A 20,217-nucleotide genomic window follows, 5' to 3' on the forward strand; every position below is an offset into this window, starting at 1 on the left:
CTTACTTGCCTGTGCCCGCGCCCGTACCCGTACCCGCCGCTGTGGAAGCGTTCAGCGCCTTGATCACCTTGTCGGTGATGTCATGCTTGGGATTGATGTAGATCGCTTCCTGGAGGATCGCGTCGTACTTCTCTGCTTCGGCGACTTGCTTGACCACGCGATTGGCGCGTTCGTAGACCGCTTGCAATTCTTCGTTCTTGCGCGCGTTCAGGTCTTCCTGGAATTCGCGGCGCTTGCGCTGGAATTCGCGGTCCTGGTCGACCAATTGGCGCTGGCGCGTGGCGCGCTGCGTTTCCGTCAATGTCGGCGCCTCGCGCTCGAACTTTTCCGAAGCCGCTTTCAGTGCCTCACCCTGAGCCTGCAGATCCTTGTCCCGCTTGGAGAATTCCGCCTCCAGTTTCGCCTGGGCCGCCTTCGCCGTCGTGGCCTCGCGCAGGACACGGTCGGGATTCACGAAGCCGACCCGGAAAGTGTCCTGCTGCGCTTGTGCTGGCGCGGCACACAGCGCAAAAACGGGGATCAACAGGGCGCCGAAGGCACGGACCAAATGAGTCATTAAAAGGCAGTTCCGATCTGGAATTGAACGCGCTGAATTCTATCCTTGGACACCAATGGGATCAGCGGGTTGTTCGGATCCGGAATCTCCTTTTGCTGCTTGACCGGAATCGCGTACGCGATCCGCAAGGGTCCGAGCGGCGAAACCCAGCTGATGCCGATGCCCACGGACGCGCGAAGCTTCTGCTGGGCCTCCCATTGCGCCTCCGTTTCGATGGTCCTGTGATCGGCAAACACGTTGCCGACGTCAAAGAAACCATAGAGCCTCAATGTGCGGTCGTTGCCCGCACCCGGGAATGGTGTGCCCAATTCGGCATTGAAGACGGCCTTCTTGGTACCGCCGATTGCTGCGCCTTCCGTCTGGCCAAGGATCGGCACGTCTTTCGGGCCGAGGGAGTTCTGCTCGAACCCGCGCACGGAACCCAGGCCGCCCGCATAGAAGTTCTTGAAGATCGGATATTCCTTGCTGCCGAATGCCTTGCCATAGCCCACCTCGCCATTGATGGCAAACGTGTATTGCTTGTTCAGCGGAAAGAACTGCTGGTACTGGTAACCGGTCCGGACGTACTGCATGTCACCGGCCACGCCCACTTCGAGGTTGGCGCGTTGAAGCCTGCCGCGCGTCGGCACCAGCGCGCTGTCGCGATCGTCACGGGCCCAGCCCACCGTCAGGGGGATGCCCCACTTGTTGGGCTCCGCGCAATTGAGCGCGGAAGCCGGCGTGGGCGAACAATCGAAATAGTTGCGATAGGACTGCGGCGTGTAGGCCGCGATGTTGCTGCCCGGATCAAAGTTGTAGCGCTCGATGCCGACCCCGAAGAAGACGGTGTCGACCTCACTGAACGGGACACCGAAGCGGATGCTCCCGCCTTCGCTGACAAGCCTGTAGTTGCCGTCCACCGTGTAGTACGGGCTGGTCGAGTTGTGATACAGGCTGAACGTGCGCGAGATCCCGTCCTTGGTGAAATAAGGATCGGTCGTGTTGATCGAGATCGTCCGGTTGTATTTGCTGGTGTTGACCTGCAGGCCCAGGTAGTTGCCCGAACCGAATACGTTTTCCTGCGTCACGCCGAACGTGATGGATACCTTGTCGGCCGTCGAGAAGCCGGCGCCCAATTGCAGCGTGCCTGTGGGCTTCTCGGCGACGATGACGGTCAGGTCGACCTGGTCGGGGGTGCCGGGGATTTCCTGCGTATCGACGCTGACTTCGGTGAAGTAACCCAATCTGTCGATACGGTCGCGCGACAGCTTGATCTTGTCGCCGTCGTACCAGGAAGCTTCGAACTGGCGGAACTCGCGCCGAACCACTTCGTCGCGCGTGCGGTTGTTGCCGCCGATGCTCACACGGCGCACGTAGACACGACGCGCCGGCTCGGCCACCAGATTCATGGTGACGGTGTTGTTGGTGCGGTCGACGTCCGGACGCGCCTGCACGCGTGCAAATGCATAGCCGAAGGTGCCAAAGTAATCCGTGAAAGCCTTGGTGGTCTGGGCAACAGCCTCGCCGTTGTAGGGCTCGCCCGGCTTGATGCTCACGAGCGATTTGAACTCGTCGTCGCGGCCCAGGTAGTTGCCACTGAGCTTGACGCCGGCGACTGTGAACTTCTCGCCTTCGGTGATGTTCACCGTGACCGAAAGATCCTGCCGGTCGGGGGAAATCGCGACCTGCGTCGAGTCGACTCGGAACTCGAGGTAGCCGCGCGTGATGTAGTACGAGCGAAGCGTCTCGAGGTCGGCATTGAGCTTGGCGCGCGAGTACTGGTTCGACTTGGTGTACCAGGAGAGCCACCCGCCGCTGTCTTGGTCGAACAGGCCCAGCAAGGTCGATTCGCTGAACTCCTTGTTGCCGACAATCTTGATTTCCTTGATGCGGGCGGAGTCGCCTTCGTTCACCGAGAAAGTAAGGTTCACGCGATTGCGCTCGGTCGGCGTGACCGTGGTGATGATTTGCGCGTTGTAGAGGCTGCGGCTGATGTACTGGCGCTTGAGTTCCTGCTCGGCACGGTCCGCCAGCGCCTTGTCGAACGGCCGGCCTTCCGCCAGGCCGATTTCACGCAGCGCCTTGGTCAGTGCCGCCTTGTCGAACTCCTTGGTGCCGGCGAAATCGACGCCGGCGATGGTGGGCCGCTCCTCGACGATCACGACCAGCACGTTGCCATTCACGTCGATGCGCACATCCTTGAACAGGCCCAGGTCGAACAGCGCGCGGATGGCAGCGGAGCCGCGCTCGTCGTTATAGGTGTCGCCCACCTGAAACGGCAGCGAAGCGAAGATGGTGCCGGGTTCGACGCGTTGCAGTCCTTCGACGCGGATGTCGCGCACCGTGAAGGGCTCTACGGCCCAGGCGGCGGTGGCGGCCAGCGCGCCCGCAACCAAAGCGACCACGCTGCGCATACGAAAGCGACTGTTTGATTTGTTCATCTGAGAAATAAGCCGGCACGGAAAGGGCCGGAGGAAAGTTAACCAAAGAGCCGTGAGACGTCGTTGAAAAGTGCGATCGACATCATGACCAGCAGCAAGACGAGCCCACCGTTTTGAAGCCCGTTCATCCAAGCCGTGGAGACGCCCCTGCCAGTCAGCCCCTCCCAAAGATAATACATCAGGTGTCCTCCATCGAGGACCGGCAACGGCATCAGGTTCAGCACACCGAGGCTCACGCTGATCAGTGCAAGGAACAATAGGTACTGCGTGAAGCCGATATTGGCGGACTTGCCGGCGTAGTCGGCAATCGTGAGTGGTCCGCTGAGGTTTCTCAGCGAAGCCTCGCCAATCACCATCTTGCCCAACATGCGCACGGTCAGCGCGGACACTTCCCAGGTTCGCACCACACCGTGCCACGCGCCATCCACGAGGCCCTGCCGCACCGTGACCATGTCGGGAGCGGTGCCCACATAGGCTCCGATCCGGCCAACCTTGACCTTGCCCTCTTCGCGCACTTCGGGCGTGACGTCGACCGTGATGCTGTGCCCGCTCCGTTCGATTCGCCAGGCTTGAGTGCGCGGCTTGTCGACGTCCACCGACGCACGGATGACGTCGCGCAGTTGCTGCCCGTCGACGATCGCCTCGCTGCCGACCATTCGCACCAGATCGCCGCGTTGCAGACCGGACTTTGCGCCGGGGCCGCCAGCGACCAGTTCGCCGATTTCCGGCCGGGTCATCGGCGCGACTACACCGATCCGGCGGAACAGCTGCGCGTCGGCATCCTTGGCCTCGATGCGGCTCAGCGGCAGCACCAGCATGCGCGTCGGCCGCCCGGCCTCGCCCGCGATTTCAAGTTCGAGGTCGTGGCCGTCCAGTGCTGCGCGCGTCATGCGCCAGCGCAAGTCTTCGAAAGACTGCACCGGTTCCAGCGTGTCGCCGACATAGGCCGCGGCGCCGATGAGTTCACCACCGCGCAGGCCGGCCTGTTCGGCCAGCGATGCCACCACGGGGCGCCCCAGCCGGGCCACCGGCTCCTGCACACCGATCCAGTTGACCAGCGTATAGAGCAACACCGCGAGCAGCAGGTTGGCAATCGGACCAGCGGCCACGATGGCAACGCGCGAGCGCAGCGGCTGGGTGTTGAGCGCAAGATGCAACTCTTCGGGCGCGACATCGCCCTCGCGCTGGTCCAGCATCTGGACATAGCCGCCAAACGGAAATACGCCCAGCGCAAATTCGGTGTCCTGCCCCCGGTGCTGCCGCTTCGGCTTGAAGACCCACACCGGCTTGCTGATGCGCCACAGGAATCGCGACACGAAGCTGGGACTGTCGGGATCGCCGAACGGCAAAGTCGCGATGCCGAAGCGCTTGACCTTCACGCCACACGCCACCGCCACCCGGTAGTGACCATATTCATGCACCGTGATCAGCAGGCCGAGCGCGACGATAAAGGCAACGATGGTGAGCATCCGGTATCCCCTGTAATGCGATGCAGCGCGTCAGGCGGCGAGCCGCAGTGCCGCGGCGTTGGCAGCCGCGCGTGCCTCGATATCGAGCGCCAGCAATTCGGCCAGTGATCCAGGCTTGGAGGGCGCGACCGCTGCCAAAGTTTCAAGGTTCACTGCATGGATGCGATCGAAGCGCAGTCGGCGTGCCAGGAAAGCCTCGACGGCGACTTCATTTGCTGCGTTCAGCACGGCCGTGGTGCCAGGCACGGCGCGCAGCGCCTGCCATGCAAGGTGCAGGCCTGGAAAGCGCGCCACGTCAGCCTCTTCGAACGTCAGGGCCGACAACGATGCGAAGTCGAGTCGCTCCGCGCCGCTTGCAATGCGTTCCGGCCAGGCCAGGCCGCAGGCGATCGGTACCCGCATGTCCGGCGTACCAAGCTGAGCGATCATCGAAGAGTCCTGGAACTGCACCATCGAATGAATGATTTGCTGCGGATGGATCACCACCTTGACCTGTTCGGGTGTCAGGTCGAACAACCACTTGGCCTCGATTACCTCGAGCGCCTTGTTCATCATGGTGGCAGAGTCGACAGAGATCTTCCGCCCCATCGAAAAATTCGGATGCGCGCAGGCTTCTTCGGGAGTGATGGCCCCCAGCGTCTTCGGGTCGCGCAACCTGAAGGGACCGCCGGAAGCTGTCAGCAGGACATGATCGACACGCTCGGCCCAGGTGCTGCGGTCTTCCGGCAGGCACTGGAAGATGGCGGAGTGTTCACTGTCGATGGGCATCAGGTTGGCACCGCCGTCGCGCACCGTGCGCATGAACAGTTCGCCGCCGACGACGATAGCCTCCTTGTTGGCCAGCATCAGGCGCTTGCCGGCCCGCGCCGCTGCAAGGCAAGGCCCGAGGCCCGCCGCGCCGACGATGGCGGCCATGACGGCATCGACCTCTTCATGCGACGCAATCATTTCCATCGCACCGTGCGCGGTCAGCACAGTCGTTCGAAGGCCGTTTTGCTTGAGCTTCTCGGCCAATTGGGCAGCGTGCGGCGCGCTCGCCATGGCGGCGTAGCGGGGCTTGTGGCGCGCGCATTGGGCCAACAGTTCATCCACCTTCGTGGCGGCCGACAGCGCAAACACCTCGAAACGCTCCGGGTGGCGCGAGATGACATCGAGCGTGCTGAGGCCAATCGAACCGGTCGATCCGAGCACCGTCACGCAAAGCTTGCGTTCTTCGTTCACAGCGACACCAACATCAGCGCCAGCGGGAGCACCGGCAGCAGCGCGTCGACCCGGTCCAGTACCCCGCCATGGCCCGGCAGCAGGTTGCTGCTGTCCTTGGCGCCAGCGCTGCGCTTGATGAGCGATTCGACGAGGTCACCAACCACGCTCATCGCAGCCAGAAAGAGCACGCCCAACAAAAGCAGCCACCAGCCGCGCGCGTCCAGGCGAGTGTAAAGGCTGTACACCGACGCTTCCAGTCGACGATCCGACCAGACCCACACAAATGCCAGCACGACGACGCCAGCCATGCCGCCCCATACGCCCTCCCAGCTCTTGCCGGGACTGATCGATGGCGCGAGCTTCCCCTTCGTGAACTTGAGTCCGAACGCGCGTCCCGAGAAATAGGCGAACACGTCGGCCACCCAGACCAGCAAAAGGATCGACAGCAGGAAATTGATCCCGACGATGCGCGCCTGCACAACCGCCAGCCAGGCGACCCACAAGGCCAGCAGACCGCCGACGAGGCGAATCCCGCGCGGGATTTTCGGCCAACCCGGCACCGCGACACGCAGCAGCGCCGCACCGCCGAGCACCCACGCGGCACTGGCAACGATCCACACCAGACCCAGCGATTGCCCCAGCAGACCGACCCACCAGGACAGCGAGCACAGCAGCACCATCTCGGCACCCAGCAACAGCGACATGCGCGGCCCGTAGCCGTTGAGCCGGCCCCACTCCCATGCGGCGGCACCAATCAGCACCAGCATGACGACGGCAAAGGGCTCGTACGACTTGTAGAAAAGGGCAGGCAGCAAGACGGCCAGCAGTGCCAGCGCGGTAATGATTCGTTGCTTGAGCATGCGCCTCAGGCCGGTTGCCGGGGCGACTTCGGCGCGCCGCCGGTGAGTTGCGCCGAAGTCTTGCCGAAGCGGCGTTCGCGATTGCTGAACGCGGCGATGGCCTCGTCCAGCGCGGCCTCGTCGAACTCGGGCCACAATTTGTCGCTGAAGAACAGCTCGGCATACGCGCTTTGCCAGAGCAGGAAGTTCGAAAGCCGCTGCTCGCCGCCGGTCCGGATGAACAGGTCCGGGTCGGGCACATGGGCGAGCGCCATCGCGCGATCGAGATTCCCTTCGGTCAACGGCTCGCCGCGCGCTGCCAGTTGCGCAGCGGCACGGGCGATGTCCCAGCGACCGCCGTAGTTGAAGCAGACATTGAATACAAGGCGCGTGTTGTGGGCGGTCGCAGCCTCGGCTTGCACCAGGCCCGCAATCATCTTGTCGGACAAGCCACCGCGTTCGCCGATGAAATGGAGCTGCACGCCGTCTTCGCGGAGTCGGGGAACTTCCCGGCTGAGCGCGCCGACCATCAGGTCCATGAGCCCGGACACTTCCTCGACCGGACGATTCCAGTTTTCAGACGAGAAGGCAAAGACGGTCAACACGCCGACCCCGCGATCGGCACAGGCCCTGACACAGCGCCGAAGCGATTCCACGCCCTGCTTGTGCCCTGCCACGCGCGGCATGAAGCGCCGCGTCGCCCAACGTCCGTTGCCGTCCATCACGATGGCGATGTGATGGGGGACTGCAGGCGAGGCACTCATGAGCTGGTCAGACCGCCATGATCTCGGCCTCTTTGGCCGCGACCAGCTTGTCGATATCCGCGATGTGGCGATCGGTCACCTTCTGGATCTCGGCCTCGGCGCGCTTTTGGTCGTCTTCCGACGCGGCCTTGTCCTTGACCAGCTTCTTGACCGCTTCGTTCGCGTCGCGGCGCAGGTTGCGCGTGGCGATCTTGGCGGCCTCGCCTTCGTTGCGCACGAGCTTGGTCATTTCCTTGCGGCGCTCTTCGCTCATCGGCGGCATCGGCACGCGGATGAGGTCGCCCATCGAAGCGGGATTGAGCCCCAGGTCGCTCTCGCGGATCGCCTTCTCGATCTTGGCGCCCATGCCCTTTTCCCACGGCTGGATGCTGATGGTGCGTGCGTCGAGCAACGCCACATTGGCGACCTGGCTCAGCGGCACCTGCGAGCCGTAGTAGTCGACATGGATGGAGTCGAGCAACGCCGGATTGGCGCGGCCCGTGCGGATCTTCGTCAGGTTGTTCTGGAATGCTGCGAGCGACTGGTCCATCTTGGTGTCGGTCGCCTTGCGGATGTCTGCAATGGTCACTTCAAATACTCCTCAAGCCTCAAGCGTGAACCAGCGTGCCTTCGTCCTCGCCCATCACGACGCGCCGGAGCGCACCGTTCTTGAAGATCGAGAACACCTTGATCGGCAGCTTCTGATCGCGGCACAGCGCGAAAGCGGTGGCATCCATGATGCCGAGATTCTGTGCAATGGCCTCATCGAAGCTCAGCGTCGCATAGCGCGTGGCACTCGGGTCCTTCTGGGGGTCGGCGGTGTAGACGCCGTCGACCTTGGTCGCCTTCAGCACCATTTCGGCACCGATCTCTGCGCCACGCAGCGCGGCAGCGGTGTCCGTGGTGAAGAACGGGTTGCCGGTGCCGGCCGCGAAGATCACGACCTTGCCCTCTTCGAGGTACTGCAGGGCCTTGGGACGCACATAGGGCTCGACCACTTGCTCGATGGCGATCGCCGACATCACGCGGGCGATCAGCCCCTGCTTGTTCATCGCGTCGGCGAGCGCCAGCGCGTTCATCACGGTGGCCAGCATCCCCATGTAGTCGGCCGTCGCGCGGTCCATGCCGACCGACCCGCCGGCCACGCCGCGAAAGATGTTGCCGCCGCCGATGACGACGGCGACTTCCACGCCCATGTTCACCACCTCGGCCACTTCTTCAACCATGCGAACGATGGTCGCGCGGTTGATGCCGAAGGCATCGTCTCCCATCAGCGCCTCTCCCGACAGCTTCAACAAGATGCGCTTGTGGGCTGGACGGGCATTGGGCATGAAGAGATTCCTTGAGTGGTTCGCGAGGGCGAGTTTAAGCGGGGAGCGTGATGGGGCCGCACGCGCGCCCCCGTTGTTCGCGTCGGTCAGGCGGAGGGCTTCTCGCCCTTGGCGGCAGCCACCTGGGCAGCCACTTCGGCAGCGAAGTCGTCGACCTTTTTCTCGATGCCTTCGCCCACGATGAACATCGTGAAGCCCTTGATCGAGGTACTGGCGGCCTTGAGCATCTGCTCGACGGTTTGCTTGTCGTTCTTCACGAAGGGCTGGTTGTGCAGCGAGACTTCCTTGAGGAATTTCTGCACGCCGCCTTCGACGCGCTTGGCGACGATTTCAGCCGATTGGGTCGGCTTGCCGGCAGCTTCGGCGACCTTGCGGTCTTCCTCGGCCTTGCCCATCGCCACTGCGCGCTCTTTTTCGATCAGGTCGGCAGGCACGTCGGCGGTCGACAGCGCGACCGGCTTCATGGCGGCGATGTGCATTGCCACGTCCTTGGCGGCCGTGTCGTCGCCTTCGAACTCGACCAGAACGCCGATGCGCGTGCCGTGCAGGTACGAGGCCAGCTTGGCACCGGAATTGAAGTGCTTGAATCGGCGGAAGCTCATGTTCTCGCCGATCTTGCCGATCAGGCCCTTGCGCACTTCCTCGAGCGTGGGGCCGAAGCCGTCTTGCGAGTAGGCCAGCGCACCCAGCGCGGCGATGTCGGCCGGATTGCCCTTGGCAACCAGTTCGGCGGCGGCCTTGGCCATGGCCAGGAAGCTGTCGTTCTTGGTGACGAAGTCGGTTTCGCAGTTGATTTCGATCATGCCGCCGACGTTGCCGTCGACGTACGCGGCGACCACGCCTTCAGCCGTCACGCGGGCCGACGCCTTGCCAGCCTTGTTGCCGAGCTTGATGCGCAGCAACTCTTCGGCCTTTTCCATGTTGCCTTCGGCCTCGGTCAGGGCCTTCTTGCATTCCATCATGGGCGCATCGGTCTTTGCGCGCAGTTCGCCGACCATGCTTGCGGTGATTGCAGCCATTTGATTTCTCCGGTTTTCTCAGTATTCAGATTAAAAAAAAGGGGCCACGAAGCCCCTTCTTCAGGCGCGCAGAAGCGCCCTATCAGGCGGAGGCGCCCTCTTCGACTTCAACGAATTCGTCGCTGTTGCCTTCGGCGATGGCCTTGACCACGTCGCCGGTCGCGCTGTTGCGGCCCTCGATGATCGCGTCGGCGATGCCGCGTGCGTACAGCGTGACGGCCTTCGACGAGTCGTCATTGCCGGGAATCACGTAGTCAATGCCTTCAGGCGAGTGGTTCGAGTCGACCACGCCGATGAGCGGGATGCCGAGCTTCTTGGCTTCGGCCACGGCGATCTTGTGGAAGCCCACGTCGATCACGAAGATCGCGTCCGGCAGCGCAGCCATGTCCTGGATCCCCCCGATGTCTTTTTCGAGCTTGGCGATTTCGCGCGAGAAGGTCAGTTGTTCCTTCTTGCTCAGCGAATCGAGGCCGGCTTCCTGCTGGGCCTTCATGTCCTTCAGGCGCTTGATCGAGGTCTTGACCGTCTTGAAGTTGGTCAGCATGCCGCCGAGCCAGCGGGTATCGACGAAAGGCACGCCGGCGCGACGGGCTTCGGTCGCGACGATTTCACGGGCCTGGCGCTTGGTCCCGACCATCAGGATCGTGCCGCGGTTGGCAGTGAGTTGCTTGGCGTACTTCATCGCGTCCTGGAACATCGGGAGCGACTTTTCCAGGTTGATGATGTGAATCTTGTTGCGATGGCCGAAGATATACGGGGCCATCTTGGGGTTCCAGAAGCGGGTTTGGTGACCGAAGTGGACACCGGCTTCCAGCATTTCGCGCATGGTGGTCGACATAGGAATAACTCCAAAGGTTGTGTCTTAAATCCAGCCCGTTTTGCGGCCACCTGCAATCTGCGAGCGACACGCAACACCTTGAGTGGGCTGGTTTGCGGATGTGTTTCTTAACTGAAGGTCGCCTGAATTGTCCGGGTAGACCCCGATGGCGCCCTCTCAGCGAAACCCAAGGAGTATAGCATGGGGGCATGCCTGACCTTGACGCCACACGCCTCGCACTCCGCGCGGGCCGCACCGATGCGCGCACCGAAATGGCGCGCGCCATCGCAGCCGCCGAATCGCCGGCGTGCCTCCATGTCTTCACGCGCCCCATGTTCGACCAGGCGCGCAACGAAGCGGATCGCTCCGACCCCGACCGGCCGCTTGCCGGCCTCGCCTTTTCGGCCAAGGATCTGTTCGACATCGAAGGCCAGCCCACACCGGCCGGTTCCAGGGTGCTGAGCCATGCGCCCGCCGCGAAGGCCGACGCGGTGGCCGTGGCTCGCCTGCGCGCCGCCGGCGGCACGCTGATCGGCCGCACCAACATGACCGAGTTCGCCTTCTCGGGGGTGGGCGTGAACCCGCACCACGGCACCCCGGCCAATGCGCGTGACGCGGCCCTGCCGCGCATTCCCGGGGGCTCATCGTCCGGCGCGGCTGTGTCCGTGGCCAGCGGCGCGGCCTTCATCGGCCTGGGCTCGGACACCGGTGGCTCGATTCGCATTCCGGCCGCGCTCAACGGCATCGTCGGCTTCAAGAGCACTGCACGACTGGTGCCGACCGACGGCGCGTTGCCGCTGTCGACCACGCTCGACACCGTCTGCGCCATGACGCGCTCGGTGCGCGACGCGGTCATCGCTCATGAAATCCTTGCCGCACGCCGCGTCACGCGCGGCAACGCGCCACTGGCTGCGTACCGCCTGGCCGTCGTCACCAACGTGTTCCTGGAAGGGCTCGAACCGGCCGTCGCCTCTGCCTTCGACGAGGCCCTGGATCGTCTCCGTGCGGCCGGCGCTCGCATCGACCAGATCACGCTGCCGCCGCTCGCCGACCTGGCAGCCATCAACGCGACGGGCGGCTTCGCGGCCGCTGAAGCCTATGCCTGGCACCGCTTGCTCCTCGAGCGCAGCGGGGCCGGCTACGACCCGCGCGTCGCCAGGCGCATCGTCAACGGCGCGGGGATGAAGGCACACGAATACATCGAACTGGTGCACGCGCGGCGCGCCTGGATCGATCGGATGGAAGGGTTGCTGTCGAGTTTCGACGCCGTGCTGTCGCCCACCCTGCCGATCACCGCACCGGCCATCGCCAGCGTGGCGCCCGGCGTCGAACGGGACGACGAGTTCTTCCGCGTCAACGGCCTGCTGCTGCGCAATCCGACCATCATCAACATGCTCGACGGCTGCGCGATCTCGATCCCGTGTCCCGTGGCGGGCGGCTTGCCCGTCGGCCTCATGATCTGGCACGCCGCGCTGCACGACGATGCCGTGCTGGCCGTCGCCGCACAAGCCGAGCAGGCGCTGCAAACCGTGTAGCACGCACCGCCTGAATGGGTGCCGCACGCGGCCGATCCGGCTCGGTAATTGCTGCGCTGGCACAACGTCGCACCGAATCCTCGCCAGGCGGACGATGCGGCCGGCCTCGCGTCGTCTATCCTCGGCACTTGGCACGCTACGCCGCGCCCTCTTCTGACTTTTCGAATCCAATGAAAATCGCAATCGTGGGCGCCGGCATCATCGGTGTCACCACTGCCTGGGAACTGGCCTGCGACGGCCATGAAGTCATGGTCTTCGAGCGCCGTGGCGCCGCCGCTGAAGAAGCCAGCTTTGCCAATGCGGGCGTGGTCGCACCCGGCTACGTGACGCCGTGGGCGGCGCCCGGCATGCGCGCCAAGGCCTTGCGTTCGCTGCTGTCGAGACACGGCGCGATCAAGATGCGCTGGCCGCTCGCCATGCGCGACTTGGCATTCATGAGCCGATGGCAGCGCGCCTGCAAGCTCGAAACCTACCTGGCCAACCGCACCCGAATGCAACGGCTGGCGTTCTACAGCCGCACGCGTCTGCACGAGATCACCGAGGCCTGCGAACTCACCTACGAACGCAGCGATGGCTACCTGGTGCTTCTGCGATCGAAGCGCGACTTGAAACTGGTGCAACCCGGCCTCGACGTGCTGCGGGCCGTGGGCACCAAGTTCCAGCAGTTGGACGCCGACGAGGCACGCAAGATCGAGCCAGCGCTCAGCACCGAGACTTCGCTCAGCGGCGCGATCCACCTGCCCGATGACGAGGTCGGCAACTGCCGCCAGTTCGCGCTGCTGCTCAAGCGCGAGGCCGAGGCGCTCGGCGCGCAGTTTCACTTCGGCTGCGACATCGCACCGCTGACGCGCGCGGCACCGCGGGCGATATCGCTCGCCGGCGGCTCGGAGGCGCATGAGTTCGATGCCATCGTGATGTGCGCCGGCGTCGACTCGGCCCGCATGCTTAAGCCACTCGGCTTGCGCATTCCCCTGGCGCCGATCAATGGCCATTCGATCAGCGCCAACATCCGCGAGCCGCTCAACGCGCCGCGCAGCGCGGTGATGGACGAGCACTACAAGGTCGCCATCTCGCGTCTTGGCCTGCGCGTGCGCGTGGCCGGTGGCGCCGAACTCGGTGGCTCGCGCGACGAGGTCAATCCCGCCGCGTTGCGGACGCTGTACAAGGTGCTGCACGACTGGTTCCCGGGCGCGGTGACGCTGCAAGCGGGCGTACAACAGTGGAAAGGCGCGCACCCGATGCTGCCCGATGGTCCACCGATCCTCGGACCCAGCGGCATCCCCGGCGTTTGGCTGAACCTGGGACATGGCTCCAGCGGCTGGGCGCTGTCATGCGGCAGCGCGCGCGTGCTGGCCGACCTGATCGGCGGCAACGACCCCGGCGTCGATCTCGAAGGCCTGGGCGTCGAGCGCCTGCTGGTGCACTGACACGGAGGTGAAGTCCATGCAGCGCGTCACCCCTTCGACGGTTGCAGACCTGTTCGACGTCGCCGGGACGCGCACTCTGGAGCAGGTCGCGGCTGCCACCCTGGCGCCGCACACGCTGATGCAGCGGGCAGGCCTTGCAGTCGCCAGGCTTGCGATGGCCATTGCGCCGCACGCACGCACGGTGTGGATCGCCTGCGGTCCCGGCAACAACGGAGGCGACGGGCTGGAAGCCGCGGCGCAAATGAAGCTGCGCGGCTTCGCGCCGATCGTCACCTGGCTTGGCAATCCGGACCGCGTTCCGCCCGACGCCCGCGCCTCGCTCGAGCGGGCCCGTGCCGCGGGCGTGGCCTTCGCCGAATCGCCACCTGTGGCCTGGGATCTGGCGATCGACGCATTGCTCGGCATTGGCGCCAGCCGCGCGCCAGACGGCGAAATGGCCGAATGGCTTCGCCGCATGCATGGCGACACGGCGCCGGTGCTCAGCGTCGACGTGCCTTCGGGCCTGGACGCCGACACCGGCCGCCTTGCATTGGATCGAACGCCGCCGGGCAACGGCCACGCGGCCCGCTTCTGCCTCAGCCTCCTGACATTGAAGCCCGGCCTGTTCACCGCCCAGGGCCGCGATGCCGCAGGCGAAGTCTGGCTCGATGACCTGGATTGCAGCGCGTCCGCGGCGACACCCGCAGCCTGGCTCGCAGGCGCTCCGCCGAACCGCCCTCGCCTGCAGTCCTCGCACAAGGGCAGCTATGGTGACGTCGCCGTGATCGGCGGCGCACCCGGCATGGCAGGCGCCGCATTGCTGGCAGCATCCGCAGCCCTGCACGCCGGGGCAGGCCGCGTCTTCGCGGCCCTGCTCGATGGCCACGCGGCACTGGACACTTCGCAACCAGAGCTGATGCTGCGCGATCCTGCCTCGCTGGATTTGAGCAAAATGACAGCCGTTGCCGGCTGCGGCGGTGGCGCCGCGATACGCGCATTGCTCCCACGCGTGTTGTCGACGGCGCAGCGAGCGGTAATCGACGCCGATGCGCTCAACGCCATCGCACTCGATCCTGCATTGCAGACTCTGCTCGAAGCGCGCGGCCGTCGCGGCCTTCCGACTGTGCTCACGCCGCATCCGCTGGAAGCCGCGCGCCTGCTCGACGTCGGCACGTCCGCAGTTCAGGCCGATCGGCTCAGCGCCGCGCAACGCCTTGCAGATCGCTTCGGCAGCGTGGTCGCGCTCAAGGGTTCCGGCACCGTGATCGCGGCGCCGGGCGCGCGGCCCCGCATCAACCTGACCGGGAATGCCCGCCTTGCTTCCGCCGGCACGGGCGACGTGCTGGCCGGCATGGTCGGCTCGGCATTGGCCGGCGGCCTGCCCGCGCTCGAAGCGGCGCAGGAAGCGGTGTGGCATCACGGCGACCTGGCCGACCACTGGCCGGCCACGCCGCTCACCGCCAGCGCGCTGGCGCGCGGCGGGCGTTGACCCGCTGTCTCAGCCGCGGCCCACGAAGGGCATCTTGGTCGCCATGACCGTGTGGAACAAGACGTTGGCTTCCAACGGCAGGTTGGCCATGTAGAGCACAGAGCGGCCGACGATCTCCACATCCATCACCGGCTCGACGGCGATTTCGCCGTTGGCCTGCGGCACGCCCTGCGCCATGCGGCCGCCCATGGCCGTCATCGCATTGCCCACGTCGACCTGGCCGACCGCGATGTCGTACTTGCGGCCGTCGAGCGACGCCGTCTTGGTCATGCCCTGAACGGCGTGCTTGGTCGCCGTGTATGCGATCGAGTTCGGTCGCGGCGTCGTGGCCGAGATCGAACCGTTGTTGATGATCCGGCCACCGCGCGGCGTTTGCGCCTTCATCGTGCGGAAGGCCTGCTGGATGCAATAGAACATCCCGTTCAGATTGATGTCGACCACGCCCTTCCACTGCTCGGCGGTCCAGTCCTCGAACGGGCCCTGCGGATTGCCGATGCCGGCGTTGTTGAACAGCAGGTCGACCCGGCCGAATTGCTTCACCGCCGCCGCAAACAGCGCCTCGACGGATGCCGCGCTCGCCACGTCGGTCGGCACCGCGATCACGCGCGCACCCGCGCCGGATTCATTGGCAACCGCCTCCAACGGCTCGGCTCGCCGCCCGGCAAGCACCACGCTCCAGCCGTCGGCGAGCAGGGCCAGTGCGGCAGCGCGGCCAATACCGGTGCCGGCGCCGGTCACGATCGCGATGCGCGAAGCCGGGGTTGTCACTGCTGTCATTCCATCATCACTTTCTTGCTGGTTGATCGATCAGGGGCGGCGCGGCTTGCGCCCTTTCATCTTGTTGGCGGCCTTCTTGACGGCCGACTTGAAGGCCTGCATGGCACTTTGCTGCGATGGACGGTCACTTGCCATCACGGCCGCAACGGCTTCAGCCTTGCTGTCGCCGTGCAAGCGCGGCTGCCGCGACGAGCGCTTGTCCGAGGCCTTGGACGACGAACCACCACCGCCGGACGAACCGCTTTTTTCCTTCACGCCTTTTTCCTTCATCGCGCGCGCGATGAGGTCCTCGCCTTCCCGGATCAGGCGGAAATCGATCTTGCGGCCGTCGAGGTCGACCCGGCTGACCTGCACACGCACACGCGTTCCGATGGCATAGCGAATGCCTGTGCGCTCGCCGCGCAGTTCCTGCCGCTGCTCGTCGAACTTGAAGTATTCGCCACCGAGTTCGGTGATGTGCACGAGGCCTTCCACGTACATCGCATCGAGCGTGACGAAGATACCGAAGGTCGTCGCCGAGCTGACCACGCCGCTGTATTCCTCGCCCAGATGCTCGCGCATGTACTTGCACTTGAGCCAGGCCTCGACGTCGCGGCTCGCTTCGTCGGCGCGCCGTTCGTTGGCACTGCAGTGCAGGCCCGCTGCTTCCCAGGCTTGCACTTCCTTCGTCGGCGCGACGGTGGCCTTGGCGGGCTTGGCGCTCGGCGCCTTGACGCGCGAAGCCAGCCGCTTGGCCAGCTTGGCATGGGCTTCGCCCGGCGTAGGCAGCATCGGAAGTTGATAGCGGCTCTTGCTCAGAATCGCCTTGATCACGCGATGGACCAGCAGGTCCGGATAGCGCCGGATCGGGCTCGTGAAGTGCGTGTAGGCCTCGTAGGCCAAGCCGAAGTGGCCGCTGTTGATCGGCGTATAGATCGCCTGCTGCATCGAGCGCAGCAGCATGGTGTGGATCTGCTGCGCGTCCGGCCGCTCCTTCGTGGCATCGGCAATCGCCTGGAACTCGCCCGGCTTCGGATCGTCGGTGATCGACAGGCCCACGCCCATCGCCTTGAGGTAGCCGCGCAGGATTTCCTTTTTCTCGGGCGTCGGCCCTTCATGCACGCGGTACAGGCCCGGGTGCTTGCCTTCGGCGATGAAGTCGGCACTGCAGACGTTGGCCGCAAGCATGGCTTCCTCGATGAGGCGGTGCGCCTCGTTGCGCGTGCGCGGCACGATCTTCTCGATGCGGCCGGCGTCGTCGCAGATGATCTGCGTCTCGGTGGTTTCGAAGTCGACCGCGCCGCGCTTGCCGCGCTGCTTGAGCAGGGCCTTGTAGACGTCGGCCAGGTTCAGCAGGTCCTTGACGCGGTCCTTGCGCTTGGCCGCTTCCGGGCCACGCGTATTGGCAAGGATGGCGGCGACTTCGGTGTAGGTGAAGCGGGCGTGGCTGAACATCACCGCCGGGTAGAACTGGTAGGCGTAGATCTCGCCATCGGCGGCAACCAGCATGTCGCAGACCATGCACAGGCGCTCGACCTCTGGATTGAGCGAGCAGAGCCCGTTCGACAACTTTTCCGGCAGCATCGGAATCACGCGGCGCGGAAAGTAGACGCTTGTCGCGCGGTCGTATGCATCGATGTCGATGGCCGAGCCGGTCTGCACATAGGCGCTGACATCGGCGATGGCCACCAGCAGGCGCCATCCCTTGGCGCGGCCGACCTTGGCGGGCTCGCAGTACACGGCATCGTCGAAGTCGCGTGCGTCCTCGCCGTCGATGGTGACCAGCGGAATGTCGGTGAGGTCGATGCGGTCCTTCTTGTCCGTGGGGCGAACCTTGTCGGGCAATGCCTTCGAAGCTGCGATACAGGCCTCGGAAAACTCGTGCGGAACGCCGTACTTGCGCACGGCAATCTCGATCTCCATGCCCGGATCGTCGATCTCGCCGAGCACTTCCTTCACACGACCCACGGGTTGGCCAAAGAGCGCGGGCGGCTCGGTGAGTTGCACGACGACGACCTGCCCCGTCTTGGCAGTGCCGGTTGCGCCCTTGGGAATCAGGACGTCCTGGCCGTAGCGCTTGTCTTCCGGCGCCACCAGCCAGATGCCGCCTTCATGCAGCAGTCGGCCGATGATGGGCTGCTCGGGCCGCTCGACGATTTCGACGACCCGTCCTTCGGGACGTCCACGCCGGTCTTGCCGCACGACACGCGCCTTGACGCGGTCCTTGTGCAGCACCGCGCGCATCTCGTTGGGGGGGAGGTAGATGTCGGCTTCACCGTCGTCGCGCTGCACGAAACCGTGCCCGTCGCGATGGCCTTGAACCGTGCCTTCAACTTCATCCAGCAAGCCGCTGGGATGGCCGTTATTTTTGATGATACAATCTCTTTCTTTCCTGAAATTCAAAACATAGCTGCTTCGGCAGATATGTGGGCCCAGATGGCGGAATTGGTAGACGCACTAGTTTCAGGTACTAGCGAGTAACATCGTGGAGGTTCGAGTCCTCTTCTGGGCACCAAATCAATTAGATCCCCTACCAGGATCTTGCAAATCAAGCCACCGGTCTCCGGTGGCTTTTTTGTTGCCTGAACGGCAGCGCCTGGGCGCATTATTACTGCGCCCTCATACAGGCACCGCCACCAGGTCGTGGCCTTCCGCGCCGACGATGCGGGCGCGCGTGAATTCTCCGACTTTCAGCGTCTTGCTGAACTTTTCAGGCGGCAATAAACGCACCACGCCATCGATCTCCGGCGCATCCGCATAGCTGCGGCCCACGCCACCCTTGCGGCCCATGCCGGGTGCCGAATCGACGAGCACCTGCATGCTGGCGCCGATGCGGCGGCGCAGGCGCGCGATCGACACCGACTCGGCCACTTCCATGAACCGCGCACGGCGCGCTTCGCGTTCGGCAGCCGGCAACATGCCGGGAATTTCATTGGCCGCCGCGCCAGCCACCGGGCTGTAGGCGAAACATCCAGCACGGTCGATCTCAGCCTCCCGGATGAAGTCGAGCAGATGCTCGAACTCCTCTTCGGTCTCGCCAGGAAAGCCCGCAATGAACGTGCTTCGAATCACCAATTCCGGACAGATCTCGCGCCACTTCGCGATGCGCTCCAGATTGCGCTCTCCGCTCGCCGGCCGCTTCATGCGCTTCAACACGCCAGGATGGCTGTGCTGCAGCGGCACGTCGAGGTACGGCAGGACATGGCCGCTGGCCATCAGCGGAATCACCTCGTCGACGCTCGGGTACGGATACACATAGTGCAAGCGCACCCATGCGCCATAAGGCTCCGCGATTTCGCCGAGCGACTTCACCAGGTCGAGCATGCGTGTCTTCACCGGCTTGCCGTTCCAGAAGCCCATGCGGTACTTGGTGTCGACGCCGTAGGCCGAGGTGTCCTGGCTGATGACCAGAAGCTCTTTCACGCCGCCTTCGAACAATGCCCTGGCTTCGTTCAGCACGTCGCCGATCGGCCGTGACACCAGGTCGCCGCGCATCGACGGGATGATGCAGAAGGTGCAACGATGGTTGCAGCCTTCACTGATCTTCAGGTAGGCGTAGTGCCGTGGCGTGAGCTTGAGGCCCGCGATGCCGAACGTGTTGGGCACCAGGTCGATGAACGGATCGTGTGGCTTGGGCAGGTTGGCGTGGACCGCGTCCATCACCTCTTGCGTCGCATGCGGGCCGGTGACGGCCAACACGCTCGGGTGCATCTGGCGGACCATGTTGCCGCCGTCCTCGCCCGACTTGGCGCCGAGGCAGCCGGTGACGATGACGCGGCCATTGGCGGCCAGCGCTTCGCCGATAGTGTCGAGGCTTTCCTTGACCGCATCGTCGATGAAGCCGCAGGTATTGACGATGACGATATCGGCGCCTTCGAAAGTCTTCGAGGTTTCGTAGCCTTCAGCACTCAGTTGGGTCAGGATCAATTCGGAATCGGTCAAGGCCTTGGGGCAGCCCAGGCTGACAAAGCCGACTTTGGGGGCGGCCGACGTGGCCGCGCGTTCGGGGAGTGCAACTTCGCTCATAGCCCCGTATTGTCCCAGCTATCGCCGGCCTTGCCGGATTCAGGGGCGCTTGATGCCAAAGGCGCCCAGGACCTGTTCGGTGTTCTTCTGCATCTGCTCCTGCATCTGCACGAAGACGTTCTTGGACTGCTCGACGTAGTTGACCATCAGGCCCTGGAGCATGGGTGACTGCATTCTCATGAAGTTCGACCACATCTCGGGCGTCAGCCCCTGGGCCTTTTCCTTGAGCTGCGCCTGCATCTCGGTCATGGCCTGTATGTTCTTCTCGAGATAGGGGCCCATGTAGCCCTGCATCGCCTGACCGTAGAAACGGATGATGCTGGCGAGCACCTGCTCGGTGAACATTGGTGCGCCGCCCGCCTCTTCTTCCAGGATGATCTGCAGCAGGATGCTTCGCGTCAGGTCGTCGCCGCTCTTGGCATCGCGCACTACGAACGACGCATTCGACATGACAAGTTGCTTGACCTCCGCCAACGTGATGTAGGTGGAAGTGTCAGTGTCATACAGCCGCCGGTTCGGGTATTTCTTGATGACCCGCAAGGCCGGCTTTCCACCGACTTTCTTACTCTGCACTAGAACTCCTTGAGGTCGGAATCGACCACGCCCGA

Annotated in this window: 17 protein-coding genes and 1 tRNA gene; 4 read left to right on the forward strand and 14 right to left on the reverse strand. The window is 64.4% G+C overall.

The features are described from left to right. Window position 1: 1 nt before the first annotated feature. From WKW80_RS12975 to rpsB, 10 genes are all read right to left on the reverse strand, one after another. Window positions 2-556 carry an OmpH/Skp family outer membrane protein gene (locus WKW80_RS12975; protein WP_340363972.1) on the reverse strand — a complete coding sequence of 185 codons (555 nt, stop codon included), beginning with the start codon at window positions 554-556 and terminating at the stop codon, window positions 2-4. After that, the gene (gene bamA / locus WKW80_RS12980) at window positions 556-2,976 is read right to left on the reverse strand and encodes an outer membrane protein assembly factor BamA (RefSeq protein WP_340363973.1); all 2,421 of its coding nucleotides are present in this window, start codon (window positions 2,974-2,976) and stop codon (window positions 556-558) included. The genes WKW80_RS12975 and bamA overlap by 1 nt, the downstream gene beginning before the upstream one ends. A 38-nt stretch (window positions 2,977-3,014) precedes the next feature. Beyond that, window positions 3,015-4,445 (reverse strand): RIP metalloprotease RseP, encoded by a 1,431-nt coding sequence (rseP, locus tag WKW80_RS12985; RefSeq protein WP_340363974.1) that lies wholly within the window; start codon window positions 4,443-4,445, stop codon window positions 3,015-3,017. 30 nt (window positions 4,446-4,475) lie between these two features. Then, the gene (locus tag WKW80_RS12990; protein ID WP_340363975.1) at window positions 4,476-5,666 is read right to left on the reverse strand and encodes a 1-deoxy-D-xylulose-5-phosphate reductoisomerase; all 1,191 of its coding nucleotides are present in this window, start codon (window positions 5,664-5,666) and stop codon (window positions 4,476-4,478) included. Further along, window positions 5,663-6,508, reverse strand: a complete 846-nt coding sequence (locus WKW80_RS12995; RefSeq protein WP_340363976.1) for a phosphatidate cytidylyltransferase — start codon at window positions 6,506-6,508, stop codon at window positions 5,663-5,665. Before WKW80_RS12995 ends, WKW80_RS12990 begins: the two co-directional genes overlap by 4 nt. A 5-nt stretch (window positions 6,509-6,513) precedes the next feature. Then, window positions 6,514-7,251 (reverse strand): polyprenyl diphosphate synthase, encoded by a 738-nt coding sequence (uppS, locus tag WKW80_RS13000; protein WP_340363977.1) that lies wholly within the window; start codon window positions 7,249-7,251, stop codon window positions 6,514-6,516. A gap of 7 nt (window positions 7,252-7,258) precedes the next feature. After that, window positions 7,259-7,819: a ribosome recycling factor gene (frr, locus tag WKW80_RS13005; protein WP_340363978.1), complete on the reverse strand. Its 561-nt coding sequence runs from the start codon at window positions 7,817-7,819 to the stop codon at window positions 7,259-7,261. A gap of 19 nt (window positions 7,820-7,838) precedes the next feature. Beyond that, entirely contained in the window at window positions 7,839-8,561 is a 723-nt protein-coding gene (pyrH, locus tag WKW80_RS13010; RefSeq protein WP_340363979.1) for a UMP kinase, read from the reverse strand. An 86-nt stretch (window positions 8,562-8,647) separates the two neighbouring features. Continuing rightward, window positions 8,648-9,580 (reverse strand): translation elongation factor Ts, encoded by a 933-nt coding sequence (tsf, locus tag WKW80_RS13015; RefSeq protein WP_340363980.1) that lies wholly within the window; start codon window positions 9,578-9,580, stop codon window positions 8,648-8,650. A gap of 82 nt (window positions 9,581-9,662) precedes the next feature. Continuing rightward, entirely contained in the window at window positions 9,663-10,418 is a 756-nt protein-coding gene (rpsB, locus tag WKW80_RS13020; protein ID WP_340342527.1) for a 30S ribosomal protein S2, read from the reverse strand. Window positions 10,419-10,606: 188 nt separating this feature from the next. Between rpsB and WKW80_RS13025 the strand changes: the two genes are divergently transcribed. The 3 genes from WKW80_RS13025 (at window position 10,607) to WKW80_RS13035 (ending at window position 14,827) form a co-directional block, all read left to right on the forward strand. Beyond that, the gene (locus WKW80_RS13025) at window positions 10,607-11,932 is read left to right on the forward strand and encodes an amidase (protein WP_340363981.1); all 1,326 of its coding nucleotides are present in this window, start codon (window positions 10,607-10,609) and stop codon (window positions 11,930-11,932) included. Between the two features lie 170 nt (window positions 11,933-12,102). Continuing rightward, on the forward strand, window positions 12,103-13,359 hold the full coding sequence (locus tag WKW80_RS13030; protein WP_340363982.1) for a D-amino acid dehydrogenase: 1,257 nt from the start codon (window positions 12,103-12,105) through the stop codon (window positions 13,357-13,359). A gap of 16 nt (window positions 13,360-13,375) precedes the next feature. Continuing rightward, window positions 13,376-14,827 carry an NAD(P)H-hydrate dehydratase gene (locus WKW80_RS13035; RefSeq protein WP_340363983.1) on the forward strand — a complete coding sequence of 484 codons (1,452 nt, stop codon included), beginning with the start codon at window positions 13,376-13,378 and terminating at the stop codon, window positions 14,825-14,827. 9 nt (window positions 14,828-14,836) lie between these two features. On the opposite strand, the gene WKW80_RS13040 is transcribed toward WKW80_RS13035, so the two are convergent. Continuing rightward, a complete protein-coding gene (locus WKW80_RS13040; RefSeq protein ID WP_340363984.1) occupies window positions 14,837-15,604 on the reverse strand; it encodes an SDR family oxidoreductase in 768 nt (255 codons plus the stop codon). A gap of 30 nt (window positions 15,605-15,634) precedes the next feature. Then, window positions 15,635-17,929 (reverse strand): ribonuclease R, encoded by a 2,295-nt coding sequence (gene rnr, locus WKW80_RS13045; protein ID WP_340363985.1) that lies wholly within the window; start codon window positions 17,927-17,929, stop codon window positions 15,635-15,637. Between the two features lie 84 nt (window positions 17,930-18,013). On the opposite strand from rnr, the gene WKW80_RS13050 reads away from it, so the two are divergent. Continuing rightward, window positions 18,014-18,098, forward strand: a tRNA-Leu gene (locus tag WKW80_RS13050). 104 nt (window positions 18,099-18,202) lie between these two features. Here the strand turns inward: WKW80_RS13050 and rimO are convergent. Together rimO and phaR are read right to left on the reverse strand one after the other, a co-directional pair. Then, on the reverse strand, window positions 18,203-19,609 hold the full coding sequence (gene rimO / locus WKW80_RS13055; RefSeq protein ID WP_340363986.1) for a 30S ribosomal protein S12 methylthiotransferase RimO: 1,407 nt from the start codon (window positions 19,607-19,609) through the stop codon (window positions 18,203-18,205). Between the two features lie 39 nt (window positions 19,610-19,648). Further along, complete coding sequence (phaR, locus tag WKW80_RS13060) at window positions 19,649-20,182, reverse strand: polyhydroxyalkanoate synthesis repressor PhaR (protein ID WP_340363987.1); 534 nt, start codon at window positions 20,180-20,182, stop codon at window positions 19,649-19,651. Window positions 20,183-20,217: the final 35 nt, after the last annotated feature.

The sequence above is a fragment of the Variovorax humicola genome (genome assembly GCF_037889915.1).
Classification (GTDB): Bacteria; Pseudomonadota; Gammaproteobacteria; order Burkholderiales; family Burkholderiaceae_C; genus Variovorax; species Variovorax humicola.